Raw genomic sequence first — 25,944 nt, 5'->3', positions numbered from 1 at the left:
CGCCCGTACTCGCGCTTTGTAACGTAGCCGAAACAATCGAGACACCATTCAGAAACGGTTTCTAGGTAGGATTACTTGGTAAGCAAGAGAACTGATCAGATCAATTCGTATGATCGTTCCGTTTACCAAACCAATAACTCAACAGGGAGTCACCTGCACATGTTTACCAGCCCAGAAGAAGTCTTGGCATATATTGCCGAAGAGGACATCAAATTCGTTGACATCCGCTTCACCGATCTACCAGGTGTCCAGCAGCACTTCAACGTTCCGGCGAAGTCCGTGGATGCAGACTTCTTCGTCAACGGCCAGCTCTTCGATGGTTCGTCCATTCGCGGTTTCGCTGGCATCTCTGATTCCGACATGCAACTGATCCCTGACGTCACCACCGGCTTCGTCGATCCGTTCCGTATCGAAAAGACCCTGGCCTTCAACTTCTCGATCATCAACCCACGCACCGGTGAGCCTTACCACCGCGATCCGCGTGGCGTAGCCGAGCGCGCCGAAGCCTACCTGGAATCGACCGGCATCGCCGACACCGCAGTCTTCGCACCAGAGGCCGAATTCTTCATCTTCGAAGACGTCCGCTACGAATCCACCCCACAGGGTGCCTTCTACAAGGTCGACTCGGACGAGGCGCCTTGGAACACCGGCCGCAAGGAAGAGGGCGGCAACCAGGGCTACAAGACCCCTTACAAGGGTGGCTACTTCCCAGTGTCGCCAACCGACAAGCAGGCCGACCTGCGCGATGCGATCTGCGTCGAGCTGGACAACGTTGGCCTCGAAGTCGAACGCAGCCACCACGAGGTTGGCGCAGCCGGCCAAGCCGAGATCAACTACAAGTTCAACACCATGGTCCACGCGGCCGACGAGCTGATGCTCTTCAAGTACGTCGTGAAGAACGTTGCCGATGCTTGGGGCAAGTCCGCCACCTTCATGCCAAAGCCGGTCTTCGGCGATAACGGCTCGGGCATGCACGTGCACCAGTCGCTGTGGGCCAACGGCGATCCGCTGTTCTACGACGAAAAGGGCTACGCAGGTCTGTCCGATACCGCTCGTTGGTACATCGGCGGCCTGCTGAAGCACGCTTCTGCCGTGTTGGCATTCACCAACCCAACGGTGAACTCCTACCGCCGTCTGGTCAAGGGCTACGAAGCACCGGTCAACATGGTGTACTCGCAGGGCAACCGCTCCGCAGGTATCCGTATTCCAATCACCGGCTCGAACCCTAAGGCTAAGCGCATCGAGTTCCGTGCACCGGATGCTTCCTCGAACCCTTACCTCGCCTTCGCGGCTCAGCTGATGGCAGGCCTGGACGGCATCAAGAACCGCATTGAACCTTCGGACCCAATCGACAAGGATCTCTATGAGCTTCCTGCCGAGGAAGCCAAGGACATCCAGCGCGCGCCAGAAAGCCTGGAAGAGGCTCTGAAGGCATTGGAGGCCGACTACGAGTTCCTGCTCGAAGGTGGGGTATTCACCGAGGACCTGATCCGCACCTGGGTCGAGTACAAGCGTGAAAACGAAATCAAGCCACTGAGCCTGCGCCCGAACCCATACGAGTTCGAGCTCTACTACGGTTGCTAATTCCGACACGGATCAACTGAACCGCTAGGAATGCAAAACCTGTCCCGTGGGCCATCTTGGTCCACGGGACAGGTTTTTGTCGTGTCGCCGCCTTAACAGATCGATAGCCGATATCGCGGATCCGGTCTAGCCTTGGGCTATGGATACATCGAACTGGCTCCCCGTCAAACGTGCCGATGGGGAAACCGTAGGATACCTGGAACCACTTGTTGCGTCCTACGATCGGGTCTGCCCGAGATCTGTTTTGGGCCATGCGGTGCTCGATTCGTGCGATTATTTCCAGGGTGAAGCGTTGTTGACCGAGCGTGGCATCGGCGAGCTCATGAACCATTGGATGCTCCGCAATGCCACGTCGGACGGGCACGGTCCGCTGTCTATTCTCGAAGTTTCCCCAGCAGGTATCGTCGTGGCCGACGCGCTTCTGACCAAGGCGCTGGCGCCAACCGAAAGAATTCACCTGGCATGGCCCGATATTGATGCCGCTCTGGTTCCCTACCCGCTGGACTAGTAGCGCGTCTTGTCAACCTTGTCGGCCCATTCGGCGAAGACCGATGCAGCATCGGTCGAAGGAACATGGGTGAAAGGGATCAGTCGTTGCCCCATCGGTTTGTCCAGTTCCGTGTAAATGAGTTCGTCATCAAATCCGATGCGAGCGGCATCTTGGCGCGTGTTTGCGTAATACACATGCTTAAACCGCGACCAGTAAATCGCACCGAGGCACATGGGACATGGCTCGCAACTGGTATAGAGCTCGCACTCGGACAGGTCGAAGCTTTTAAGCTTCGCCCCGGCATTGCGGATCGCGATCACCTCGGCATGGGCTGTCGGATCGTTCATCCCGAGCACCATATTATTGCCCGTCGCGATCACCGCACCGTCGAGTACGATCACAGCCCCGAAAGGCCCTCCCTGATTGGCTTGCATCCCCTGACGCGACAGAGCGACCGCCTCGTCGAAAAATCGTTCGTCCATAGTTGCACCGCTTTCTACCTGCCTGAACCGCACCGATTCCCGAATGTTGCATCCAACGGTGGCTCAATTGCCAGTCTAGGGAGGTTCACCGGCTATTGGTAGAGCCGGACGTACTGCTGCCGCTCGCCCTCGAGCTGCCAGGCATTCGGAGCGCCTTGAAGTACCGGTAGCGAGCAATCAGTTGGGCGGCTCTGAGCAAGGGGAACAGCCCGCGCCAAGGCTGCACGTCGGCAGGCCTGGTCAATGACCTGATCGTGAGGAAGTTTCCGCCGGTACGTTGTTCGAGGACGAAGCACTCTTCGCCGCTAACCGGATGCCCCGCCAAGGTCCGGTAAGCGAAGCCGACTCGCTGAGTCGTTTCAACAACGGAGATCACTTCCACGGGTTCAAGGATCCTAGCCCCTGGCAAATCGACCCTGATGACCGGGCGCTGCCCAACGGCAACAGGCAGCGCAGGAAGCACGCTGAATCCGCTGCGGGTTTTGATCCCCCAGCGCAGCACCTGTTCCGAAGCCCAGCGCCAATGACGCTCCCCCGCACCGATCCGGACCGTTTTCTCCCAGCGTAGATGGCCAAAACCACTGGCTTGCCAGATCTGGCTCTCGGGAGTCGTTAACGACGCGGGAGCAGGTGGGTCCGAGCCCACCATTAATCTTCAAAACCGTAGAAGAGCTGTTCAAAGATTGCACGCGAATGCCTGGTGGCACGCAGGTAGTCCTCTTCCAATGCCGGACCTTGATTGGCCTCGTAGCCGCACCAGCGTGCCACTGCCTCCATATCCCTGGCCGAGCGTGGCAGCACATCGCTAGAACGCCCGGAGGTAATAATCTCGGCGCTTCGAATCCGTGTAGCCAAGGACCAGGTGAAGTCCAAGAGCTCGGCTTCTTCTTCGCTGATCAGCTCCAATCCGGCCATGGCATCCAATGCCTTGCGCGTGGCCGGAGTGCGCAGCGATGGATGTTTCCATGCGTAGCGCAGTTGATAAAACTGGACTAGCCATTCAATATCGGAAAGCGAGCCCCTGCCAAGTTTCAGATGCCGGTTGGGATCGGCACCGCGAGGCAGTCTTTCGGACTCGACGCGAGCCTTGATCTTTCGAATGTCCTTCATCTGGCCCTCGTCGAGCCCCTTGCCGTAGCGTACCGGCTCGATAAGCTGGATGAAGTCCGCAGCAAGTTGCGCGTCGCCGGCAAATGGGCGGGCCCGTTGCAGAGCTTGGCGTTCCCAGACTTCCACCCAACGCTCGTAGTACTGGGCATAGGCGTCAAGCGAACGAACCAGCATCCCTGCTCGCCCTTCGGGACGAAGATCGGAATCGACTTGGAGCTTCACTTCTGCGGGAATGGCCGGCTTGAGCGGCTTGTTGCTCCAGGAGGTCAGCTCGGTCACCACGCGCAAGGCCTGTTCTTGGGACTCTTGGGCGCTGGTGCCGTCAACGGGACGCTGCACGAAGAGCACGTCGGCGTCCGAACCGTAGCCGATCTCCTCCCCGCCTTGCCGGCCCATGGCGATGACGGTGATGATCGCATGCACTCCATGCTTTTGCTGGTCCGCCGCGAGCAGCACCTTCAAAATTCCATCGATCATGTTTCCGTCGATATTCGACAGCGCCTCACCGACTTGCGAGACGTTCAGCAGACCCGCTCCGTCCGCCAGCGCAACGCGCAAGAACTCGCGACGGCGCACCAAACGGATTTGCCGGATCGCCGCCTCGGGCTGTTTGGTGCGCTGGATGATCGAGGCGTTCTGCTGCTGCAGGCTCTGGTAGGTCTGCGGCGCCAACGCGCTGTTCGAGCCCAGCCACGCGGCCGCCGCCGGCTCGTTGGCCAGCAGATCGGTCAAGAACCGCGTGTTTGACAGCAGGTGGCTCAAACGCTCGGCCGCCGCATTGGTATCGCGCAGCATGCCCAGGAACCACGGAGACTTCCCCAAGGCCTCGCTGAGCCTGCGGAACCCCAGCAGACCGGCGTCCGGGTCCACTCCCCGTGCGAACCAATCCAGGAGCACCGGCAGCAGCTGCCGCTGCAGTGAGGACCGGCGCGAGACTCCCCCGGTCAACGCCTCGATATGGCGCATCGCCGCCTTCGGATCCAAATAGCCCAGGGCACGCAGACGTGCCTGCGCGGACTCCGGGGTCAGGCGCACCTGGTCTGCCGAGAGATTCGAGCTGGTGACCAGCAGCGGGCGGTAGAAGATGCGTTCGTGCAGCGAACGGACGAGGCGTTTGGTCTCATTCCACCGGCGCAAAAGCTTTTCAGGGTTCGTGGCCTGCAGGTCACCGGCCCCGCGCACCGCCCGAGCCAGCACCCGCTGAGCGCCCTCAACGCGTGGCATCAGGTGCGTACGGCGCAGCTGGCTAAGTTGGATTCGGTGTTCTAGCAGACGCAGGTAACGGTAAGACTCGTCAAAGTTTCTCGCATCTTCGCGGCTGATGTATCCGATCTCGCTCATCGCCCGGATCGCCAGCGTGGTCGTCGGCACCTGGATCTCGGGATCCACGCGTCCGTGGACCAATTGCAGAAGCTGCACGGTGAATTCCACGTCGCGCAGTCCGCCGGGCCCCAACTTGATTTGCCAAGGAACTTCTTCCTTGTCGATGTGGTCGCTCACCCGCCGACGCATGGACTGCACGGATTCAACGAAGCCTTCGCGCTCCGAGCTGGACCAGATCATCGGGGAGACCATGCGCTCATAAGAACGTCCAAGTTCCGGGTCCCCGGCAATGGCCCGCGCCTTGAGCAGCGCCTGGAACTCCCAGGAGTGCGCCCACCGGTTGTAATAGGCTTCGTGTGACGACAAAGTCCGGGTCAGGGCCCCGTCCTTGCCTTCCGGACGCAAGTTCGCGTCCACTTCCCAGAGCATCGGTTCGGGACCAGGGACCATAATTGCACGAGCCGTATTGCCGCACAGTACGGTGGCGATGGCGGATGCGAGGTCCTCATCCAGGTTCGGGGTGCTGCCGTGCACATAGATCACGTCTACATCTGAAATGTAGTTCAATTCCCGAGCACCGCATTTACCCATGCCGATGATGGAAAGCTTGACGCTATCTACATCTTCCGAGGTGTACTGCTCGGAGGCTTCGGCGCGTGCGATTGCCAGTGCGCCTTCGAGCACCGCACCAGCCATATCTGCGAGTTCGGCGGCAACTAGGGGAAGAATTTCCTGCGGATCCGCGGCGCCAAGGTCTCGGTACGCCAAAGACAGCAGCGCCTTACGGTAACTCGCACGTAATTTCTGCCGCGCTTCGGCCCCAATGCACGATGATATCCAGTGTTCGTTGGCGGTACGCGTAGCGCCAACCGAGTCAAGCATGGCACTACGTAGGGATTCGAGCCCGACAGGCCGAAAGGTTTTGCTCGGCGCCTGGCTGACTACCGCCAAGGCCTCTGGGCAGCGGATCAAGAACTCACCCAGGGCCGAAGAGCTGCCGAGCAGTCGAACCATTGCCAAGCAGGTATCTGGCTGTCGAAAAATCTCAGCGGCTTCGGGGTGACGATCCACAAGCCTGAGCGCCAGCAGAAGTGCCTGGTCGGGATCTGGCGCGTGCGCCATCATCCTCACGATGAGAACCGGATCAACGTTCGCCAGTTCTTCTGCTTCAAGGAACTTCTTGGCGCGTTCGGTATCGCTGAATCCAGCGTTGATCAGTGCCCGTGAGGATACTTCTGCCATATTTTTCGTGTGTCTCCCACTTGCCGCCACGTCGTGGACGTGGCGTACTCCTTAGAGGATTCCCAGATACTTGTTGAGCTCGTAGGGCGTGATGACCTGACGGTATTCTTCCCATTCGGCTCGTTTATTTGCCAAGAAGGAGTTGAAAACCTGTTCGCCAAGCACCTCTGCCATCAGCTCGGATTCTTCCATGGACTTCAGCGCATCGTGCAGCGTGCCAGGCAGCGGGACGTGGCCCGAGGCGCGGCGTTCTGCGGTGGACAGTGCCCATACGTCGTCCTCGGTCGGCTCCTCCAGTTCGTATCCCTCACGGATGCCCTTCAGCCCGGCGCCAAGCAGGGTTGCGTAGGCCAGGTAGGGGTTCGCGGCGGAATCGATGCCGCGGTATTCCACGCGGGCGCTCTGACCCTTGCCTGGTTTGTACAGCGGCACGCGGACCAAAGCGGAACGGTTGTTGTGGCCCCACGAACGGTAGCTTGGAGCTTCACCGCCGCCCCAGAGCCGCTTGTAGGAATTCACGTACTGGTTGGTGATCGCGGTCATCTCGGGAGCATGGTGCAAAATGCCGGCGATGAATGAACGAGCTACGTCGGAGAGCTGGTACTCGCGGCCGGCCTCGAAAAATGCATTCGCGTCGCCCTCGAACAACGAGAAGTGCGTGTGCATTCCGCTGCCTGGCTGGTCCGCAAACGGCTTGGGCATGAAGGTGGCGTGGATGCCCTTCTGCATGGCCATTTCCTTGATGACGGTGCGGAAGGTCATGATGTTGTCGGCGGTCTGCAGTGCATCTGCATAGCGCAGATCAATTTCGTTCTGCCCTGGCCCGGTCTCGTGGTGCGAGAACTCGACCGAAATTCCCAAGGCTTCCAAGGTAGTCACCGAGGCGCGACGGAAATCTTGGCCCACGCCATCGGGCACGTGGTCGAAGTAGCCGCCATTGTCTATCGGCTGCGGGCGGCCCTGCTCATCGAGCTTGCTGTTCTCCAGCAGATAGAACTCGATCTCCGGGTGCGTGTAGCAGGTGAATCCCATGTCGGCCGCTTCGGTCAGCTGGCGCTTGAGCACCTGGCGGGGATCCGCGCTGGAAGGCTGGCCTTCGGGGGTGAGGATGTCGCAGAACATGCGGCTGGTGGGTTCGACTTCACCACGCCACGGCAAAATCTGGAAGGTCGCCGGATCTGGCTGCAGCAGCATATCTGATTCCGAGATGCGCGACAGCCCGTCGATCGAGGAGCCGTCAAAACCCAGGCCCTCTTCGAAGGCGTCTTCAACTTCGGCCGGGGCCAACGCTACAGACTTCAAGGAACCGACGACGTCGGTAAACCACATACGCACGAACCGAACGTCACGTTCTTCAATGGTGCGCAGCACGAATTCCTGCTGACGATCCATAATTCACCGCCTCAAAATCTTTGATTCCCGCACTGATCACAGCCGGGAGTTAAACAACCTGAAGCAAGACTATACGTTTTGGGCCTCAATCTCTGCCACGCACCGCTGGGTGCAAGTGCGATAAGGTTTTTCTATGCCCCAACCATATCTTTCCGACCCTGACAAAGGCCCTTCCCGCATTCGGGTTCACCATTTACAGCAGGCAAAAGAGCATGGCGAAAAATTCGCCATGTTAACCGCATATGACGTCATGATGGCCGAGATCTTCGACCAAGCAGGCATCGAGCTGCTCCTCGTAGGCGACTCAGCGGCCAACACCGTGGTTGGCTACGACTCCACCTTGCCTATTACCGTGGACGAAATGATCGTCTTCACCAAGGCCGTCGCCAATGGTGCCAAGCGCGCTCTGGTCGTAGCCGATCTTCCATTTGGTTCCTACGAGCAGTCCCCGCAGCAAGCGGTAGCCACCGCGGTTCGGCTCATGAAGGAGGGCGGCGCCCAGGCCGTGAAGGTTGAAGGGGGCCATCAGTTCGCCGAACATGTTCAAGCGATGGTGCTTGCCGGAGTTCCGGTCATCGGACATATCGGATTCACCCCGCAATCCGAGCATGCCCTGGGCGGCTACCGTGTTCAAGGACGCGGAGACGGCGCCGCGGAAATGATCTCGGATGCCCAGGCGCTAGAGCGTGCCGGCGCTTTTGCGGTCCTCATGGAAATGGTGCCAAGTCCTGTGGCGGCCAAGGTCGATGCGGCTCTGCGGGTGCCAACCATTGGCATCGGCGCAGGAAACGGGACCACCGGACAGGTCCTTGTCTGGCAGGACCTCCTGGGGCTGGGGGCTCACCGCACCCCGCGATTCGTGAAGCAGTACGCCGATCTTCGCTCGGTGATTTCCGCCGCCGTCGGCGAATACCACCGGGACGTCGTGAGCGGCGCATTTCCCTCGGCCGAGTACGAGTTCAAGGACTAGCAAGTTCCACGGCCGTCACACTGGACCCGGGTGCAAGGAATCAATTTCCCTTGCACCCGGGTCCAGTTCGTTATTCGTCTTCTTCGTCTTCGGCATCCCAGGCTTCGTTGCGGGCCTGCACCTTGGACATCGCGTTGCGTGCCGCATCCTCGGTATCGTAGGGGCCGAGAAGCTGGGTCCAGTCGGACTGCGGTCCCTTCTCGATGCCGCCGGTCGATACGTTGTACCAATATTTGCCTTCACCGGGGGTGGCGCTCTGGCTCACGGTCAGCTCCTAGGTTCGATTGCTGTTGCTGACTCCACGCTAGCTCAATCTCACGCATATCGGTGGCTTCAGAAAAGCGATGTTGGGCTAGCTGCGTAGTTAGAATGTTTATATGGCTACTGTTGCAACTGCACCACTTGGAACCCTGACCCCTGGCACGATCTCACCGGAGCTCTTCGTCCCGGCGCATATCGAACGACCCGAATATGTGGGCAAGAAGGAACCGGCGAAAAGCACGGCCTCGGAAGTTAAAAGTCCTGAAGTGATCGAGCGAATCCGCATTGCCTCACGTATCGCGGCCCAAGCGTTGGCCGAAGTTGGCAAGGCCTGCCAGCCGGGCGTGACCACAGATGCGCTTGATCGTCTGGGACACGAATTCTTGATGGATCACAACGCCTACCCATCTACTCTCGGCTATCGGGAATTCCCCAAATCGCTCTGTTCCTCGCTCAATGAAGTCATCTGCCACGGCATCCCGGACAGCACCGTGTTGCAGGATGGCGACATCATCAACATCGATATCACCGCGTACATCGGCGGGGTGCACGGGGATAACAATGCAACGTTCCTCGTGGGCGACGTTGACGAAGAATCCCGGCTCTTGGTGGAACGCACCGAAATGTCCTTGAAGCGGGCGATCAAGGCCGTGATGCCGGGGCGTGAGATCAACGTCATCGGGCGCATCATCGAAAGCTACGCCAAGCGCTTTGGCTATGGCGTGGTCCGTGATTTCACCGGCCACGGGGTCGGCGAGGCATTCCACACCGGGCTGATCATTCCGCACTACGATGCGGCACCGGCCTACGATACCTTGATCGAGCCGGGCATGGTCTTCACCATCGAGCCGATGCTGACCCTGGGCACCATTGAGTGGGATATGTGGGCCGATGACTGGACGGTGACCACGCGCGATAAGAAGCGCACCGCGCAGTTCGAGCACACCCTGCTGGTCACCAACGACGGCGCCGAGATTCTCACCCTTCCGTAGCTGCTCGAGTCCTCGATTTCCGGCAAGCAACAAGGCCGGGCCCCGAACCGTCATGGTTCGGAGCCCGGCCTTGAAACTATCTGCCTACGGCTGGGAAGCGCTGGCCCTTAGTCTGCGGTTAGCGGACGCTGGTTTCCCTGCGGGGTCTTGGCCCGGCGGTCGCGCAGCTTCGCGATCGCGGTTTCGAAATCCGTGAGCGACTGGAAATTGTGATAAACGCTAGCGAAACGCAAATAGGCGACTTCGTCCAGGCGCGACAGCGGCTCGAGAATCGCCAGCCCAACTTGATGGGCCGGGATTTCTGCGGCCCCGGAAGTCCGGACCGCTTCCTCAACCTCTTGAGCCAGGATGGCCAGATCGTGATCGGTCACGGGGCGGCCTTGGCAGGCCTTGCGCACACCGTTGATGACCTTGTGGCGCGAGAACGGCTCCACTGCGCCGGACTGCTTCAAAACGCTCAGCGAAGCGGTTTCCGTGGTGGTGAAACGGCGCGAACACTCGGTGCATTGACGACGGCGTCGAATGGACACGCCGTCATCGGCGACTCGGCTATCGACCACACGCGAATCTGCGTTGCGACAATAAGGGCAATTCATGGCACCTCCAACTTTTTGCGACCGTGGTGTCTACCGAGGCCTACGGCGTACAGAAATCCACACACGTCACCTAATAGTTTAGCTTCTAAAGCGCCTGACGGACCGCGACTGCATCGCCGTGCGCTGGAAGGTCCTCTGCATTGGCCAGATTGATCACGTGAGCGGCTACCTCAGCGAGCGCTTGCTTGTCATAGTCGATCACCTGTATGGCCTTCAAGAAGGTGTTCACATTCAGGCCCGAGGCGTGCAGGGCGGTACCGCTGGTAGGAAGCACGTGGTTTGAACCCGCGCAGTAATCTCCCAGCGACACCGGGGCGTATTCGCCCACGAAGATCGCCCCGGCGGCATTGATCCGCGCGGCGACCTCGGCAGCGTTTTGGGTCAGTACCTCGAGGTGTTCGGCCGCATACGCATTGCATACTTCGATCCCCTGCTCCAGGTCATCGACCAGGATGATCGCCGATTGCGTACCTGACAAAGCCTGCTGCACGCGTTCTGTGTGTTTTGTTGCGGCCACCTGTGTGGCAAGTTCGGCGCGCACAGCGACAGCTAGCTCCGGGGAATCCGTGACCAGTACGGCCGCCGCATTCGCATCGTGTTCGGCCTGCGAAATCATGTCCGCGGCGACGAAGGCCGCGTTGGCCCGGTGATCGGCGAGGATCGCGATTTCGGTGGGACCGGCTTCCGCATCGATTCCCACTACTCCCTTGACCAGGCGCTTAGCGGTCGCGACGAAAACATTGCCCGGACCTGAGATGACATCTACCGGTTCGATGTCTCCACGCTGGTCCCCGGGGACTTCGACGCCGTAGGCGAAGGCCGCGACGGCTTGCGCACCACCCATGGCGTGCACCTCGGTAATGCCCAGCAGCTTCGCCGCGGCGAGGATGGTCGGGTGCGGCAGTCCTCCGAAGTACTGCTGCGGAGGGCTGGCCAACGCCAGCGAAGTGACGCCAGCGGCCTGCGCGGGAACGGTGTTCATGATGACCGAGGACGGGTAGACGGCCAATCCTCCGGGAACATAAAGCCCGACGCGGCGCACCGGCACCCAGCGCTGGGTCACAGTGCCGCCGTGGCCATAAGCCACACTTGCTTCCTGCGGCAGCTGCGCTGCGGCGAAGACTCGCGCGCGGCTGATCGATTCTTCCAGAGCCAGCCGGACCTGCGGATCTAGCTCGTCCAGGGCGCGATCGAGTTCGCTCTGCGGTACCCGGGTATGCTCCAGATCAACCTTGTCGAATCGCTTCGCGAGGTCCTTCAACGTTTCCATGCCATGCTCGCGCACATCCTCGATGATCTGCTGGACCACCTCGGCGGCGGTCTGCGAGTTCACTTCAGGTCGCGGCAGTTTGGCCTTGAGCTGAGCACGGTTGAGTTTTGCTCCACGCCAGTCGATGGTCGCGAGTTCGGAAAAGACTGTATCTGGGTTTGAAGTCACGATCCTAGTTTAACGCCTCTGGCCGGGTTAGGTTTCCTTTGGTTACCCAACCCGGTCATAAGCCCCGGGAACTTGCTAGACGTCCAAGCAGGCTGGGCCGAGCAATACCTTGAGGTCTCCGAACAATGCGGGGTTCGGATTGACCCTGAAGTTCATCCCCAGCCGCATCAACGAGGTTCCACGGCTACCGGTGAGTTTCACCCGCACCTCGGTATTGCCGTTGTGGGTACGCAGCACGTCACCGAGCTTTTGAATCAGCGACTCGGTGGCCTTATGCGTCGGAATGCCGATGACCACCGGTCCTGTGCCAGAGGCATCCGAGAGTTCCGGAATCATCATTTCTTGGGCGTTGAGGGTAATCGAACCATCATCGCGGCGCTGCACGCGGCCCTTGATGACCACGATCAGGTCATCGGCCAGAATCTCGGCGATCGGCTGATAGGCCTGCCCGAAGAACATGACTTCCATGGAGCCCGAGAGGTCTTCGATCTCACACCGCGCGTAGGGATTACCGGATTTCTTGGCAATGCGCCGCTGCAGGCCACTGATCATGCCTGCAATTGAAATGACGTGCCCATCGGAGGGCCCTTCGTCGGAAAGCACGCTGGTGACCGGCATATCCGCATACTGGTCCAGGGCAGAGCCCAGACCCTGCAAGGGGTGGTCCGAGACGTAGAGGCCGAGCATATCGCGTTCGTAAGCGAGCTTTTCCTTCTTCTCCCAGTCGGGAAGGTCGGGGACGGCCACCGTCATCGCGTCCGAAACATCGGAGGTATCCAGCGCGCTGAACAGGTCAAATTGGTTCGCGGCCTCATTGCGCTTGAGCTGGATGACCGAGTCCACGGCTTCTTCGTGGATTGCCACCAGCGCACGACGCGGGTGCTTCATCGAGTCGAAGGCTCCGGCCTTGATCAAGGATTCGATAGTGCGCTTGTTGCACACTACCGCAGGCACCTTGCTCAGGAAGTCGCTGAAGTCCCGGTAGGCTCCCTTTTCGGTGCGCGCTTCGACCATGCCTGCCACGGCGTTGGCGCCGACGTTTCGGATGGCGCCCATGCCGAAGCGGATGTCCTTGCCCACAGGGGTAAAGTTCAAGGCCGATTCGTTGACATCCGGTGGCAGTACGGTAATACCGATGTGGCGGCATTCGTTCAGGTACAGCGCGAGCTTGTCCTTGTCGTCACCGACGCTGGTAAGCAAGGCGGCCATGTATTCGGCCGGGTAATGAGCCTTGAGGTAGGCGGTCCAGTAAGAGACCACACCGTAGGCCGCCGAGTGGGCCTTATTAAAGGCATAGTCGGAGAAGGGCAGCAGAATATCCCACAGGGTTTTCACCGCGGCGTCGGAATAGCCGCTGTCGTTCATGCCCTTTTTGAAGCCGGCAAACTGCTTATCCAGTTCGGATTTCTTCTTCTTGCCCATGGCGCGGCGCAGAATATCTGCTTGACCCAGCGAGTAGCCGGCCAGTTTCTGCGCGATCGCCATAACCTGCTCCTGATACACGATCAGGCCGTAGGTCCCGCCGAGAATATCCGCAAGCGGTTCTTCGAGTTCCGGGTGGATCGGAGTGACGTCCTGCAGCCCGGTCTTGCGCAACGCATAATTGGTGTGCGAGTTCGCGCCCATTGGACCTGGGCGGTACAGGGCGATAACTGCCGAAATGTCTTCGAAGTTATCCGGACGCATCATTTTCAGCAGCGAACGCATCGGGCCACCGTCGAGCTGGAACACCCCGAGGGTGTCACCGCGGGCCAGCAGCTGGTAGGCCGCGGGATCTTCCAGGGTCAAGACCTCGAGGTCGATCTCGTTCCCGGTGTTGTACTGGATGTTCTCCAGCGCGTCGGAAATGATGGTGAGGTTGCGCAACCCCAGGAAGTCCATCTTGATCAATCCCAAACCTTCGCAGGTCGGGTAGTCGAACTGCGTGATGACTTGGCCATCCTGAAAACGGCGCATAATCGGGATCACGTCGATAATCGGATCCGAGCTCATGATGACGCCGGCGGCGTGTACCCCCCACTGGCGCTTCAGCCCTTCCAGGCCCTTCGCGGTCTCGAAGACTCGCGCGGCTTCCGGGTCATTCGCCACCAGGTTGCGGAAGTCCCCGGCTTCGGAATAGCGCTTCGAATCCGGATTCTCAATGTCATTGAGCGGAATGTCCTTGGCCATCACTGCCGGGGGCAGTGCCTTAGTCAAGGTTTCACCCATGCTGAATGGGTAGCCAAGCACGCGTGAGGAGTCTTTCAACGCTTGTTTGGTCTTGATCGAACCATAGGTCACGATCATGGAGACACGTTCATCGCCATACTTTTCGGTCACGTATTTGATGACCTCCGCGCGGCGACGATCATCGAAGTCGACGTCGAAGTCGGGCATGGACACACGTTCCGGGTTCAGGAAGCGTTCGAAGATCAGCCCGTGCACCAGCGGGTCGAGGTCGGTAATACGCATGGCATAGGCAACCATGGAACCGGCACCGGAGCCACGGCCCGGACCGACACGGATGCCGTTGTCCTTGGACCAGTTGATGAAGTCCGCCACGACGAGGAAGTAGCCAGGAAAGCCCATCTTGATGATGACGTCCAGCTCGTAGTCCGCCTGTCGGCGCGAAGCGTCCGGAACGCCGTTGGGATACCTGTAGTGCATCCCCTTGTCGACTTCCTTGATCAGCCAGCTGGTCTCATCTTCTCCCGGCGGACAAGGGAACTTCGGCATGTAGTTCGCGTTGGTGTCAAAGGTGAGATCAACGCGATCTGCGATTTCAAGGGTGTTGTCGCAGGCTTCTGGATGTTCCTTGAACAGCTCACGCATTTCGCGCGCGCTCTTGAGATAGTAGCCGGAACCGGAGAATGCGAAGCGGCTGCCACCCTGGTCATAGGTCGGTTCATCGAGCGTGGAACCCGAGTTGATGGCAAGGAGCGCCTCGTGCGCTTTCGAATCAGCTTCATGGGTGTAGTGCAGGTCGTTGGTCGCCACCAAGGGGATGTTTAGCTCGCGGGCCAGGCGCAACAGGTCCTTGGTGATCCTGCGTTCAATCTCCAGACCGTGGTCCATGATCTCGCAGTAGTAGTTTTCCTTGCCGAACAGATCCTGGAGCTCCGCCGCGGCAGCCTTGGCCGCATCGTATTGCCCGAGACGAAGCTTGGTCTGCACCTCCCCGGAGGGGCAACCGGTGGTCGCGATCAGGCCCTCGGAATGCTCGTTGAGCAGTTCGCGGTCCCAGCGCGGGTACTTGCCGAACACTGAATCCAATGAGGCTCTGGAGGAACCCTTGAACAGGTTGTCCATACCCTTGTTGTTATAGGACAGCAAGGTCATGTGGTTGTACAGGCCACCGCCGGAAACGTCGTCGCCTTTTTGCGATTCATCGGTACGCCATTTCACACGGGTCTTGTCATTTCGGGCCGTGCCCGGGGTGACGTAGGCTTCTACGCCGATGATTGGCTTGACGCCAGCGTCGGTAGCCCGTTTCCAGAAATCGAAGGCGCCAAAGAGGTATCCATGGTCGGTGATGGCCATGGCTTCCATGCCTTGCCGGTTGGCTTCTTCAAATAGCTCGCCTAGCCGGGCTGCTCCGTCCAGCATGGAGTATTCGGTATGGGTATGCAGATGGACAAATCCGTCACGTGTCGCGCTCACTGAACCAGTCTAGCGATTCACGCAACGAATTTCGTCCACTGCCCCACCCGCTGTGGGAGCTCTCATAGCAAGCACCGAGGGAACTAGTAAGTTCCTTCGCGCAGTAGCTCCAATGCACCCGACAGATCGTGCGGATATTCGCTTTCGTACTCGACCCATTGATCGGTGACCGGATGGTTGAATCCTAGACGCTTGGCATGTAGCCATTGGCGGGTCAGCCCCAGGGCGGCACTGAACTTCGGGTCCGCACCATAGGTTTGGTCGCCGACGCAGGGGTGGCCGAAGGCTGAGAAGTGCACGCGGATCTGGTGGGTTCGACCGGTTTCCAATTGCACTTCGACCAAACTTGCCCGTCCGAAGGCTTCGAGCATTTCGTAATGGGTCACCGAATCGCGCCCGCCTTCGAGTACCGCGAACTTCCAGTCGTGTCCCGGGTGGCGGCCGATGGGCGCGTCGATGGTTCCTTCAAGAGGATCCGGCAATCCCTGGACCACCGCGTGGTAGACCTTCTTCGGAGTACGTTCCTTGAAGGCACGCTTGAGCGCGGTATAGGCGCGTTCGGACTTGGCCACCACCATCAGGCCGCTGGTTCCGACGTCGAGCCGGTGCACGATGCCCTGGCGTTCCGACGCACCTGAGGTTGAGATGTTATATCCCTCGGCCATCAGCGCACCGACCACGGTCGGTCCGACCCAACCCGGCGAAGGATGCGCCGCGACGCCTACCGGCTTATCGATGACCACATAGTCATCTTCGTCGGCAATAATCTTCAGATCTTCCACGGCAATTACTCTGATTTCTAATGGATCGGCCTGGGGTGGGATGGTCACTTGCAGCCTGTCCCCCGCTTGGAGTTTGAGCGGCTTGGTGACAATCCGTCCGTTGACTTCAACCATCGAATCCTTGCACAGGGATTTGGCCAGGGTGCGCGGGATTTCCAAGGTCTTGGAGATGTGGACGTCCAGACGTTGCCCGGCATCCTCTGGGGCGACGACTAGTGCGTGGTTCTCGGTGGTGTCGGTACCGCTCATGCTGTGGGCTCCGTGCCTTCGTCGTCCCCGTCGTTTATTTTCTTAGTCGGCGCATCGCCGATGGTGCCATCCAAATTCCTTCCGCGGATCAGCATCAGCGCAACCACGATCATCGAGCAGACGATAAACGAGTCGGCGACGTTGAAGATGGCAAAGTTTTGGACGGAGAACATGTCAACTACATGCCCGAAGCCAAAGGCCGGCTCGCGGAAGATTCGGTCGGCCAGGTTTCCCGCGACCCCACCGAGCAGACATCCCAGGATGATCGCCCAGGAGCGTACCGCCACCTTGCGCAGCAGCAGATAGATCACGTAGACCACGACCGCCGCTTGCAAGATGGCAAAGACGATGGTGAAGTCTTCGCCCATGGAGAAGGCGGCCCCGGGATTGAGAATGTAATGGATATCCAAGAAATTCGGGATGACCACGAAGGATTCGCCGAGTTCCATATTTCTCTCCACGAGAATTTTGACCGCTTGGTCCAGGACCAATGCGATCAGGGCGATGACCAGCCCTATGCCGGTGAAGCGCTTGGCCGCAGCAGCACTTCTCGGTTGTGAAGCACTCACACTATTACCCATTAATTCCCTTTAAACATCAACGGTGGCGCCGGACAAACCCGAGCACCACCGTCAACTGTACTTATATTTAGTTCAAGCCATCAAACCCGTAAGGGACTAGTTGGACTTGGTTGCGTTATCGATGGATCCCTGCGACTCAAGGTCGCGGAGCTGTCCTTCGATGTAAGTCTTCAGACGTGCACGGTAGTCACGCTCGAAGCCACGCAGCTGCTCAAGCTTGCGCTCAAGTACGGACTTCTGCTGTTCCAGTGCGGAGAGAGTCTTGCGGCTCTTCTCTTCTGCAGAGGTAACCAGCGAGTTCGCTTCGGTCTTAGCTTCCGAGATGATCTTGTCACGCTGCTCAACACCGGAGGCAACGTATTCATCGTGCAGTCGCTGTGCCATCGAAAGCACGTTGGCTGCAGATTCTGCGGATTCGGTGCGAGGAGCGGCAGCAGGAACGGCGTTGGCTCCAGGAGCCGCGTCCTTCTTGTCCTCGACCTTGGCTGCAGCAACCGGAGCTTCGGCCTTCTTGGCCTCGGCTACTGGTGCAGCGGCTGGGGTCTCGACCTTCTTTGGCTCTTCCGGCTTGGTTTCAGCCTTCTTTTCTTCAGCTGGTTTCGCAGCTGGAGCGGCGGCCACGGGAGCTGGAACGGACTGTTCCTTGGCCGAGACGCTGGTGTCCCCGCCTTGCGCTGCCAAGCGGCTGCGCAGCTCTTCGTTCTCACCGGTCAGGCGACGCAGCTCCACAACGATCTCGTCGAGGAAGTCATCTACCTCGTCTTGGTCGTAGCCTTCACGGAACTTGGTCGGCTGAAACCGCTTATTGACTACGTCTTCTGGCGTCAAAGCCATTGGGTCACCTCAATACTGGGATCATTTCCGCTCGACCGTTGATGTCTAGCGAAACACTTACCGTTCATTCAGTGTCGCGACCGGTGAAGTCGGAGCACTATTTCCTAAAGGATATAACGATTCGGACACTAATTACGAAACCGAACTGCCGGGACAGCTCTTTTTCTATTGAATTTTACAGTTTAGGACTCTGCCAGATCCTCGTATTCTTCTACGAAATACCTGCTCAGATCCCTGTACTGTAACCTACGCCACTAATGATCGATTTGACAATCATTACGACGATAAACAGGATCAAAAATGACAAGTCAAGCCGGATTCCACCGATATCCAATGGCTTAATCCTGCGTCTCAACCAACGCAGCGGCGGGTCGGTAATCGTGACGATTGCAGTTGCAGCCACTAGCGCGATCCCTTTCGGTCGCCAATGCCGTGCAAAACTTTCAGTTATGTCCAACACAATTCGCATTATTAGCAGAATCTGCAAGACAGCTAGCAGGAAATAAATAATCCCGAACACCATGTTTACGCGCTCGCTCCTGCAGCTTAACTCTGGTTGAAGAAAGTCGCCTGGGCTTCGGACTGTTTACGGTCTTCACCCAGTACTTCCACAGTGGCCGGGGAGAGCAGAAATACTTTATTCGTGACTCGCTCGATGGAGCCGTGGAGTGCGAAAACTAGGCCAGCCGAGAAATCGACTAGGCGCTTAGCATCGGTTTCTCCCATATCGGTGACATTCATAATCACCGGGATTCCGTCACGGAAGTTCTCACCGATGATTTTGGCATCGTTGTAAGAACGCGGGTGAACGGTAGTAATTTGACGCAATTCGGAATCCTCATCCCGTACTGAAGGGGCACGCTTAATCGGTGTGACCGGAGCACGGTATTCGCTCTCTGGTTCTTTGGCTACGGAATGCGGGGCAACCGGCTTGACTACCGGCTGCGGGCGCGGGGCTTCGGAAGGACGCTGCGGGGCAGCATCTTCTACGGCCCGCACCTGGGTCCTAGGTTCTGAGTTGTCCATTTCGGCCTCGCTCTGCTCGACAGCATCCGCCAAGCCAAGATAGACCATTGCCTTACGTAGTCCGTCAGCCACGATATTTCTCCTCAGTTGTCCCGTGCATGCACGCGCAGGTGCATGATTCCGCTACTCTGACGCTACCGCACGGCAATCGACAGGCATCGCTCATTCGAATTTTTTTGCGCGGTGTGTCGCGCAAGCCTAGGTTTTCGGCCATATCAGGCCAGCCAATCGACCCGATTGAGGAGTTCTTCGATAGGAGAAGAATCTCTCATCCTCCAAGGTGCAAATTCTGCTTTGCTGCACCTGAACGCCTAGTGCCGAGAGCTCTTGCTCGGCCGAAACCGGTAGATCGAGCGCGGGGGTCCCCCAGCTGGTGCTGGTTCGTATGCCCGGTCGCGCTAGCTCGGATTCGGCTGCCATGGCTTCCGGGACTTCATAGCAGCGCCCGCAGATCGCCGGACCGATGACGGCCTCAACCGATTCTGCGCCCAATCCATGCAGTTCATCGACGGTATGCGCCAGAATCCCGCCCAGTAGCCCCCGACGACCGGCGTGGGCCGCGGCGGTGAAAGTCCGAGCATTGTGCGTGTCTCGTGCCACAAAAAGGACCGGCAGGCAATCGGCCACCATGACGGCGAGGGCTTCGCGCCCGGTAGGGTCGATGAGCGCATCGCAGGTCGGCGCCTCGGGTTCATTCCATGAGGTGCGCTGCTCTGGGGCAATATGCACCGCCACTGTGGAATGGATTTGGTTCATGAAGTGCAATGAAAAACGACGAACCCCGATCGAGTCTTCCAGCTTGGCCCGATGCTCCCCCACTAAGTGGGGGTCATCATTTACATGCAAGGCCAGGTTTCCCTCGGCTTGCGTGGTAAATGCCACTTGGATACTCGAATCGAGGTTCGACGCGAAATGTAGCACTGCTCAGCTTGTCGCTGTTTTTACTTTAGGAAGTCCGGAACGTCCAGGTCATCGTTCGAACCGTTAAGGTCCGAGTCGACAACGTCTGGAAGATCCTGGAAGGAGTTGTCCTGCTCCGCTGCCGCTGGCTTTGCTTCTGGAGCAGCAGCCGCCGGAGCTGGTGTTGCTTCAGGGGCCACCGCAGCTGGAACAGGCTGCTGCTCTTGTGCTTGACGGCTGGCCGCTGGCTTCGAAGCCAGCGGAGCCATCGGCTTGCTGGTTACATCTGGCTCGTCAAAGCCGGCAGCAATCACCGTAACTCGAGCTTCGTCACCCAAAGCGTCGTCGATGACGGCACCGAAGATGATATTGGCTTCTGGGTGCGCGACTTCCTGAACCAGACGAGCTGCCTCGTTGATCTCAAACAAACCGAGATCCGAGCCACCCTGAATGGAGAGCAGGACGCCATGCGCACCGTCAATGGATGCTTCCAGCAACGGCGAAGCGATTGCTAGCTCTGCGGCCTTCACCGCACGATCCTCGCCACGTGCTGAGCCGATACCCATAAGTGCCGAGCCGGCACCCTGCATAACGGACTTCACGTCGGCGAAGTCGAGGTTGATCAGACCCGAGGTGGTGATCAAGTCGGTGATGCCCTGAACACCGGAAAGCAGTACCTGGTCTGCTTGGCGGAATGCGTCCAGAACGGAAACGTTGCGGTCCGAGATGGACAGCAGCCGGTCGTTCGGGATGACGATCAGAGTATCGACTTCGTCGCGTAGTGCTTCGATGCCATTTTCGGCCGAGTTCGCGCGGCGGCGACCTTCGAAGGTGAATGGGCGGGTGACGACACCGATGGTCAGAGCGCCCAATCCGCGGGCGATTCGTGCCACGACGGGCGCGCCACCGGTACCGGTGCCACCGCCTTCGCCGGCGGTCACGAAGACCATGTCGGCGCCGCGTAGGACGTCTTCGATCTCTTCAACGTGGTCTTCGGCTGCCTGGCGTCCCACATCAGGGTTCGCGCCAGCGCCGAGGCCGCGAGTAAGTTCGCGTCCTACGTCGAGCTTAACGTCGGCATCACTCATGAGTAGAGCCTGCGCATCGGTATTGATGGCGATGAATTCAACGCCCTTGAGACCGACTTCGATCATTCGATTGACTGCGTTTACACCGCCACCGCCGATTCCGACGACTTTAATGACCGCGAGGTAATTCTGTGGAGCTGCCACGTCCCGCTTCCCTTGTTAGATGTGCTACATATTTCACGATTCATGCGCGAAACCTTGACCTTCTGCCTTAAGGTTAAGTTTCTGTCAAGCTATCGCTATTAAGAACGCTATGAGCCATGCTGGCTTTCTGCAACGACCGCCGTGGCGTGTCGCCTATTGAAACCTATCTTTCCAGAATTTACCTTGAGAATGTTCATCCCTCGCCCGTGGCGAACGACTTAATACGTCACCGGGTTTTCTGGATTGGTCACGTCGATGACCTTGGCCATCTTCGGATTTTCATTTAGTTCGTCGAGGAAAATCTTCGCAACTTCATTTTTAAGTGCGGCTTTCCCTCCGTCTCCCCAGATCAGAGTTCGCTTCTTCGGCAAGGCGAGTTCCATGAAACCAGCCTGGGTCAGCGTAGCGGTGGAGACCTGCTTGAGCACGTTGGGCTCCACCGTGCTCAGGATCCCGGTCAGCAGCTGAAACTGCTCCGGGTCTTTGGTTTGATCCGAGGCCTTCACCCGAGGAAGTTTGGTTTTGTCATTCTCTCCGACTTTTTTCAGCTTCTCTCCGGTAGACGAGACGATATAGGAATTTTTCCCCTCCACCAGGATCGCCACAGGCACGGCCTCGACCACTTCGACGACTAGCGTGTCGGGCATTTTTGCACGCACCACAATCTCGTCCACGGCTGGCTGATCGCCGATAAGCTCTACGACACGCGATTCGGAGATCCGCGGCAGCGGCACTCCTTCCAGCGGCGCCAACGCTTCGAGCAGCTTCTGCTCGCTGACCAGCTTGCTTCCGGTCACCTCAATTTTCTTCGCGGCAAGCAGCGGCGAAAAACTGAGAATCAATACCGCCGCGATGCTCAGCGCCACAATGCTTGCGGCGATGATAATGAGCAGCTTGCGTCGTTTCTTCTCCGGGCTGGCTGGCAGCTCGACAACCTTGGTGTTTTCCCCCATAGTGGCTCCCAGCTTTATTCGCAGGACAGTGCCGCGACGATTTGCGAACCAAGTTCGGTCACATCTCCGGCACCAATGGTCATCACGACATCTCCGGGTTCGGCATACTCGACCACGTGGGCCACCGCCGCCACCGGGCTGAGCACCTCGCTTGGCACTTCGATCCGCTCGGCGATCAGCGCGCTGGTGACTCCGGGGATCGGCTCTTCACGTGCCGGGTAGATCTCCAGAACGCGCACGCTGTCGGCCAACGACAAGGCTTGGGCGAACTGGCGGTAGAACTCTTGGGTTCGGCTGAAAAGATGCGGTTGGAACACCACATGCAGCTTGCCGTCCCCGGCCACCGCGCGTCCTGCCTTCAAGGCGGCATTTACTTCGGTGGGATGGTGGGCGTAGTCATCATAGACACGCACGCCTTCGGCTTCGCCTTTGAACTCGAAACGGCGCGCTGCACCTGCAAAACTGGCCAAAGCCTCAAGCGCATCGGCGATTTCAAGCCCGGCATCCATGCCTACCGCCAGGGCTGCGGCAGCGTTAAGCAGATTGTGCTGGCCAGGCACCGCAAGGTTCAGCGTATGGCTCTCACCGCTGCCCCATTCGATGGTGCACACGAAACGCCCGTCGTCCAGCGCGCGCGCATCGCTGAGCCGACGGTCAGCGTGATCGGCGAAACCGTAGGTCTGGATCCGCAGTTCGGGACGTTCATGGCGCATCTTGCGAGCCAGGCCGTTGGCGCCTTCATCATCTGCACAGCAGATGAGCAGACCATCCGCGGGCAGCAACCGAGCGAAATCTACAAAGGCCTGGTGCACGGCTTCCGCCGTACCATAGTGATCGAGGTGATCGGCTTCGACGTTGGTGACCACAATGACATTTGGCCGATAATTCAAGAACGATGAATCGGACTCATCCGCCTCGGCGACGAAGATCCCTCCCGCGCCGAGTTCTGCGTTGGTGCCCAGACTTGGAATGTTCGCGCCCACGGCAAAAGACGGGGCTGCCGCTGCGGTCTTCAGCATATGGGCGGTCAACGACGTAGTGGTGGTCTTGCCGTGGGTTCCGGCGATGGTCACCACCTGCTGATGGCCGCGCATGGTCGCTTCGAGCCCCTCGGAGCGGTGCAAGATGCGCAGTCCCCGGCGGAGCGCTTCATCGTATTCGGCGTTCCCGGGCTTGATGATCGAGGAGATCACCACGGTGTCCGCGTCACCTAAGTTCTGTGGGTCATAGCCGACATGAATACGCGCGCCGCGCTCACGCAAGCCGTCGAGAACCGGCAGGTTCTTGGCGTCGGAGCCGGACACCGATACCCCATAGTCCAATAGCAGTCGGGCTACGGCAGATACGCCAACACCGCCAACACCCATCAGATGTACCTTGCCAAGTTCGGCGATGTGCTCGCCTGGCTGCTGTGCCATGTTTAGCCTTTCTGGCCCGACGCTGAACGGCGGGTTGAAACTTCATCGATAATCAGGGCCGCCATCTGTTCGGCGGCGTCTCGCTGCCCCTGGGCCGCGGCGGCCTGCGACATCTGTTCAAGTTTATGCTGATCGGTGACCAGCTTCAGCACCGTGTCGGTGACAAAGTCGGGAGTGAATTCGCCGTCGGAGACCAGCACCGCGCCCCCGGCTGCGACGAGTTCACGCGCATTGAGCTTCTGCTCACCATTGCCGATAGGCAAGGGCACCAGTACCGAAGGGGTGCCCGCCACGGCCAGCTCGCAGACGGTCCCGGCACCCGAACGGCAGATCATCAGATCGGCCGCCGCATAGGCGTAGTCCATGCGTTCCACATATTCGCGCTGCGTATAGCCCTCCTGCGCCAAGAGATTTCCCTGGGCATCGGTGGCCTGCTTTTCCCGGCCGGTAATATGCACCACATGAATCCCGGCGGCCGTCAGCTCATCGAGCGCGGCAATAATCGTGGTGTTCAAGCTCTGCGCTCCGGAGGAACCTCCGGTGACCAGGAGAACCGGAGCTTCATCGGTGAGGCCGAAATACGCGCGTGCTTCCTCGCGCAACGCGTTGCGATCCATCAGCGCAATATTCGAGCGCATCGGCATGCCCACCTGGCGTTCCTTAGGCAACCCGGTATTGGCGAAGGTGGTTCCGACCGCTACCGCGTGTTTGGCACCCAATTTATTGGCCATGCCGGCTACCGAGTTCGCCTCATGGACAAAGGTCGGTATCCCCAGCTGCTTTGCCGCGAGATAGGCTGGTGTGCATACGTAACCTCCCACGCCGAGCAGTGCTTCGGCACCGGTTTCGCGCAGGGTCCGCTTCGCTTGGCTTAGCGCCTTCAGGAATCGGAAAGGGAACTTGAGCAGATCCAGCGAAATACTGCGAGGCATCGGCGCCTTGGGAATCAGCTCCAGCCGGTATCCGGCTTCCGGCACCAGCTTCGTTTCGAGTCCGCCCGGGGATCCCAGCGCGAGGATCTCTGCTTGAAGGTCCCGCTTGCGGACCGCATCAGCGATCGCCAGCATCGGCGAGATATGGCCGGCGGTTCCGCCTCCGGCAACTACCAGACGGATCGGATCACTCATGGCTTTTCTACTCCTTGGGTCCAAGACCGGCTATTAGGCAATAACGTAAGCGAATACTACTTTTTAGGCTTCTTGGCATCCTCGACAAGGGTAGCCAATGCGGCGACCTTTTGGGCGCGAGCAGAACACAGGACAAAACCCATGGCGAGCATTACCGCAAGCATGGCCGAGCCGCCGGAAGAAATGAACGGCAAGGGCACGCCGATGACCGGCAGCAATCCGCTGACGGTGCCGAGGTTGATGAACGTCTGGCCAATGATCCACGAAGATATGCAACCCATGAGCACCTTCGTGTACAGGTCATTTGCGCGCATCGAAATGCGGTACATGGCCAAGGCCAACAGCGCGAACATGCACAGCACGAAGAGCACTCCGACAAAGCCGAACTCTTCACCAAGGATTGAGAAGATAAAGTCGTTCTGAGCTTCCGGAACATACGACCACTTCAACCGTGATTGCCCGGCGCCTACACCGAACCAGCCACCCGATGCGAAGGCATGCAGTCCCATGCTCGACTGGTAGCAGATCCGGTCATCGGGACCGCAGTCGATGTTCAGCCATGCCAGCATGCGGGCACGTCGGTTGCTAGAGGCAAAAACCAAGACCGAGAGCACGATGAAACCCGCGGCGCCGGTCAGGGCCAGCCACTTGATCTTGAGCCCGCCGAGGAATAATGCGGTGGCGATGATCAGGATTAGGATCAGCGCGGTACCCACATCCTTGCCCCACAGCACCAGCAAGAGGATGGCGCCGCCGACGGGAGCGACTACTGGAATGAACAGGTGCTTGTAGTCGTGCAGCATGCCCTGTTTCTTTTCCAGCATGAACGCGGCAAAAACCGCCAACGCCAGCTTGGCGAATTCACTGGGCTGCAGCCCTACGGTAGCGGTGATGCGGATCCAGTTTCGGTTGCCCAAGACCTCATGGCCCAGCGGGGTGAAGGCCACCAGGAAGAGCAGCCCGAACGCGATGATTGCCGCGGGCCAGGCGAGCCGCTTCAAGGACTCTGGTTTGAAAAATTGCATGACGATCATGCACACGATCCCCAACGCGGCGAACATCGCCTGGGAGATCGCCACCTCAAAGCCGTCGTTTCCGCGCGCGATCGCCTCGACCGATGCCGAAGACTGCACCATCAGCACACCGAAAACGGCTAAGGCAATGGAGGTGACGAACACCAGCATGTAGTCAATGGAGGCGGTCCGGGCACTACCGGATTCGATATTGCCGATGAGCCGGGAAATCGGGGAGATTTTAGGCTTTCCGTTCCTGGCTTTTTTGCCACGTGGTGACGCCATATCTGCCTCCCGTCCCGTCCGCTGC

23 protein-coding genes are annotated in these 25,944 nt (G+C 59.0%); 4 read left to right on the top strand and 19 right to left on the bottom strand.

All coding sequences use genetic code 11. From position 1 onward, the window contains the following. Positions 1-159 precede the first annotated feature (159 nt). Positions 160-1,584: a type I glutamate--ammonia ligase gene (gene glnA, locus ACT3TP_RS00705; protein WP_096286451.1), complete on the top strand. Its 1,425-nt coding sequence runs from the start codon at positions 160-162 to the stop codon at positions 1,582-1,584. 139 nt (positions 1,585-1,723) lie between these two features. After that, entirely contained in the window at positions 1,724-2,092 is a 369-nt protein-coding gene (locus ACT3TP_RS00700; RefSeq protein WP_096286453.1) for a hypothetical protein, read from the top strand. Here ACT3TP_RS00700 and ACT3TP_RS00695 read toward each other — a convergent pair. From ACT3TP_RS00695 to glnA (ACT3TP_RS00680), 4 genes are all read right to left on the bottom strand, one after another. Then, complete coding sequence (locus ACT3TP_RS00695; protein ID WP_096286455.1) at positions 2,089-2,556, bottom strand: nucleoside deaminase; 468 nt, start codon at positions 2,554-2,556, stop codon at positions 2,089-2,091. The two genes, ACT3TP_RS00700 and ACT3TP_RS00695, sit on opposite strands and share 4 nt — an antisense overlap. An 85-nt stretch (positions 2,557-2,641) precedes the next feature. Then, positions 2,642-3,205 (bottom strand): DUF1990 family protein, encoded by a 564-nt coding sequence (locus tag ACT3TP_RS00690; protein WP_096286457.1) that lies wholly within the window; start codon positions 3,203-3,205, stop codon positions 2,642-2,644. Further along, positions 3,205-6,231, bottom strand: coding sequence for a bifunctional [glutamine synthetase] adenylyltransferase/[glutamine synthetase]-adenylyl-L-tyrosine phosphorylase (locus ACT3TP_RS00685; RefSeq protein ID WP_444618795.1), 3,027 nt, complete (start codon positions 6,229-6,231; stop codon positions 3,205-3,207). The genes ACT3TP_RS00690 and ACT3TP_RS00685 overlap by 1 nt, the downstream gene beginning before the upstream one ends. A 51-nt stretch (positions 6,232-6,282) precedes the next feature. Further along, positions 6,283-7,623, bottom strand: coding sequence for a type I glutamate--ammonia ligase (gene glnA / locus ACT3TP_RS00680; RefSeq protein ID WP_096286461.1), 1,341 nt, complete (start codon positions 7,621-7,623; stop codon positions 6,283-6,285). 133 nt (positions 7,624-7,756) lie between these two features. Between glnA (ACT3TP_RS00680) and panB the strand changes: the two genes are divergently transcribed. Beyond that, positions 7,757-8,593: a 3-methyl-2-oxobutanoate hydroxymethyltransferase gene (gene panB / locus ACT3TP_RS00675; RefSeq protein WP_096286463.1), complete on the top strand. Its 837-nt coding sequence runs from the start codon at positions 7,757-7,759 to the stop codon at positions 8,591-8,593. 70 nt (positions 8,594-8,663) lie between these two features. Here panB and ACT3TP_RS00670 read toward each other — a convergent pair whose 3' ends face one another. Continuing rightward, on the bottom strand, positions 8,664-8,858 hold the full coding sequence (locus tag ACT3TP_RS00670) for a hypothetical protein (protein ID WP_096286465.1): 195 nt from the start codon (positions 8,856-8,858) through the stop codon (positions 8,664-8,666). 112 nt (positions 8,859-8,970) lie between these two features. Between ACT3TP_RS00670 and map the strand changes: the two genes are divergently transcribed. Next, the gene (gene map, locus ACT3TP_RS00665) at positions 8,971-9,846 is read left to right on the top strand and encodes a type I methionyl aminopeptidase (RefSeq protein WP_096286467.1); all 876 of its coding nucleotides are present in this window, start codon (positions 8,971-8,973) and stop codon (positions 9,844-9,846) included. A gap of 107 nt (positions 9,847-9,953) precedes the next feature. Here map and nrdR read toward each other — a convergent pair whose 3' ends face one another. The 14 genes from nrdR to ACT3TP_RS00595 all read right to left on the bottom strand — a co-directional run bounded on the left by nrdR (position 9,954) and on the right by ACT3TP_RS00595 (position 25,919). Further along, positions 9,954-10,442, bottom strand: coding sequence for a transcriptional regulator NrdR (nrdR, locus tag ACT3TP_RS00660; RefSeq protein ID WP_096286469.1), 489 nt, complete (start codon positions 10,440-10,442; stop codon positions 9,954-9,956). An 85-nt stretch (positions 10,443-10,527) separates the two neighbouring features. Continuing rightward, positions 10,528-11,880: a histidinol dehydrogenase gene (gene hisD, locus ACT3TP_RS00655; protein WP_444618793.1), complete on the bottom strand. Its 1,353-nt coding sequence runs from the start codon at positions 11,878-11,880 to the stop codon at positions 10,528-10,530. Positions 11,881-11,955: 75 nt separating this feature from the next. Next, complete coding sequence (dnaE, locus tag ACT3TP_RS00650) at positions 11,956-15,519, bottom strand: DNA polymerase III subunit alpha (RefSeq protein ID WP_096286473.1); 3,564 nt, start codon at positions 15,517-15,519, stop codon at positions 11,956-11,958. An 83-nt stretch (positions 15,520-15,602) separates the two neighbouring features. Continuing rightward, positions 15,603-16,550 carry an RluA family pseudouridine synthase gene (locus tag ACT3TP_RS00645; protein ID WP_096286475.1) on the bottom strand — a complete coding sequence of 316 codons (948 nt, stop codon included), beginning with the start codon at positions 16,548-16,550 and terminating at the stop codon, positions 15,603-15,605. Further along, the gene (lspA, locus tag ACT3TP_RS00640; protein ID WP_255248439.1) at positions 16,547-17,119 is read right to left on the bottom strand and encodes a signal peptidase II; all 573 of its coding nucleotides are present in this window, start codon (positions 17,117-17,119) and stop codon (positions 16,547-16,549) included. Before lspA ends, ACT3TP_RS00645 begins: the two co-directional genes overlap by 4 nt. Before the next feature lie 108 nt (positions 17,120-17,227). After that, a complete protein-coding gene (locus ACT3TP_RS00635) occupies positions 17,228-17,965 on the bottom strand; it encodes a DivIVA domain-containing protein (RefSeq protein WP_096286479.1) in 738 nt (245 codons plus the stop codon). 226 nt (positions 17,966-18,191) lie between these two features. Next, positions 18,192-18,488: a YggT family protein gene (locus tag ACT3TP_RS00630; RefSeq protein WP_096286481.1), complete on the bottom strand. Its 297-nt coding sequence runs from the start codon at positions 18,486-18,488 to the stop codon at positions 18,192-18,194. A gap of 23 nt (positions 18,489-18,511) precedes the next feature. Further along, complete coding sequence (locus tag ACT3TP_RS00625; protein ID WP_096286483.1) at positions 18,512-19,063, bottom strand: cell division protein SepF; 552 nt, start codon at positions 19,061-19,063, stop codon at positions 18,512-18,514. A gap of 126 nt (positions 19,064-19,189) precedes the next feature. Further along, complete coding sequence (locus ACT3TP_RS00620) at positions 19,190-19,873, bottom strand: polyphenol oxidase family protein (RefSeq protein WP_444618791.1); 684 nt, start codon at positions 19,871-19,873, stop codon at positions 19,190-19,192. 59 nt (positions 19,874-19,932) lie between these two features. After that, a complete protein-coding gene (ftsZ, locus tag ACT3TP_RS00615) occupies positions 19,933-21,123 on the bottom strand; it encodes a cell division protein FtsZ (RefSeq protein WP_096286487.1) in 1,191 nt (396 codons plus the stop codon). 218 nt (positions 21,124-21,341) lie between these two features. Next, positions 21,342-22,076, bottom strand: coding sequence for a cell division protein FtsQ/DivIB (locus tag ACT3TP_RS00610; protein WP_444618789.1), 735 nt, complete (start codon positions 22,074-22,076; stop codon positions 21,342-21,344). Between the two features lie 14 nt (positions 22,077-22,090). Continuing rightward, positions 22,091-23,494 (bottom strand): UDP-N-acetylmuramate--L-alanine ligase, encoded by a 1,404-nt coding sequence (gene murC, locus ACT3TP_RS00605; protein WP_096286491.1) that lies wholly within the window; start codon positions 23,492-23,494, stop codon positions 22,091-22,093. A 2-nt stretch (positions 23,495-23,496) separates the two neighbouring features. After that, the gene (gene murG, locus ACT3TP_RS00600) at positions 23,497-24,621 is read right to left on the bottom strand and encodes an undecaprenyldiphospho-muramoylpentapeptide beta-N-acetylglucosaminyltransferase (RefSeq protein WP_096286493.1); all 1,125 of its coding nucleotides are present in this window, start codon (positions 24,619-24,621) and stop codon (positions 23,497-23,499) included. Between the two features lie 56 nt (positions 24,622-24,677). Next, entirely contained in the window at positions 24,678-25,919 is a 1,242-nt protein-coding gene (locus ACT3TP_RS00595) for an FtsW/RodA/SpoVE family cell cycle protein (RefSeq protein ID WP_096286495.1), read from the bottom strand. Positions 25,920-25,944 lie beyond the last annotated feature (25 nt).

This window comes from Glutamicibacter sp. AOP38-B1-38 (genome assembly GCF_052377485.1).
Lineage (GTDB): Bacteria > Actinomycetota > Actinomycetes > Actinomycetales > Micrococcaceae > Glutamicibacter.
The sequence above is the reverse complement of the archived record's forward strand: the minus strand, read 5'-3'. Positions and strand labels throughout refer to the sequence as shown.

Bases quoted from the DNA above. Each gene is read 5' to 3' on its own strand.
- glnA (WP_096286451.1), top strand. From the start codon at position 160: ATGTTTACCAGCCCAGAAGAAGTCTTGGCATATATTGCCGAAGAGGAC.
- ACT3TP_RS00700 (WP_096286453.1), top strand. From the start codon at position 1,724: ATGGATACATCGAACTGGCTCCCCGTCAAACGTGCCGATGGGGAAACC.
- ACT3TP_RS00695 (WP_096286455.1), bottom strand. From the start codon at position 2,556: ATGGACGAACGATTTTTCGACGAGGCGGTCGCTCTGTCGCGTCAGGGG.
- ACT3TP_RS00690 (WP_096286457.1), bottom strand. From the start codon at position 3,205: ATGGTGGGCTCGGACCCACCTGCTCCCGCGTCGTTAACGACTCCCGAG.
- ACT3TP_RS00685 (WP_444618795.1), bottom strand. From the start codon at position 6,231: ATGGCAGAAGTATCCTCACGGGCACTGATCAACGCTGGATTCAGCGAT.
- glnA (WP_096286461.1), bottom strand. From the start codon at position 7,623: ATGGATCGTCAGCAGGAATTCGTGCTGCGCACCATTGAAGAACGTGAC.
- panB (WP_096286463.1), top strand. From the start codon at position 7,757: ATGCCCCAACCATATCTTTCCGACCCTGACAAAGGCCCTTCCCGCATT.
- map (WP_096286467.1), top strand. From the start codon at position 8,971: ATGGCTACTGTTGCAACTGCACCACTTGGAACCCTGACCCCTGGCACG.
- nrdR (WP_096286469.1), bottom strand. From the start codon at position 10,442: ATGAATTGCCCTTATTGTCGCAACGCAGATTCGCGTGTGGTCGATAGC.
- ACT3TP_RS00645 (WP_096286475.1), bottom strand. From the start codon at position 16,550: ATGAGCGGTACCGACACCACCGAGAACCACGCACTAGTCGTCGCCCCA.
- ACT3TP_RS00635 (WP_096286479.1), bottom strand. From the start codon at position 17,965: ATGGCTTTGACGCCAGAAGACGTAGTCAATAAGCGGTTTCAGCCGACC.
- ACT3TP_RS00630 (WP_096286481.1), bottom strand. From the start codon at position 18,488: ATGGTGTTCGGGATTATTTATTTCCTGCTAGCTGTCTTGCAGATTCTG.
- ACT3TP_RS00610 (WP_444618789.1), bottom strand. From the start codon at position 22,076: ATGGGGGAAAACACCAAGGTTGTCGAGCTGCCAGCCAGCCCGGAGAAG.
- murC (WP_096286491.1), bottom strand. From the start codon at position 23,494: ATGGCACAGCAGCCAGGCGAGCACATCGCCGAACTTGGCAAGGTACAT.
- murG (WP_096286493.1), bottom strand. From the start codon at position 24,621: ATGAGTGATCCGATCCGTCTGGTAGTTGCCGGAGGCGGAACCGCCGGC.
- ACT3TP_RS00595 (WP_096286495.1), bottom strand. From the start codon at position 25,919: ATGGCGTCACCACGTGGCAAAAAAGCCAGGAACGGAAAGCCTAAAATC.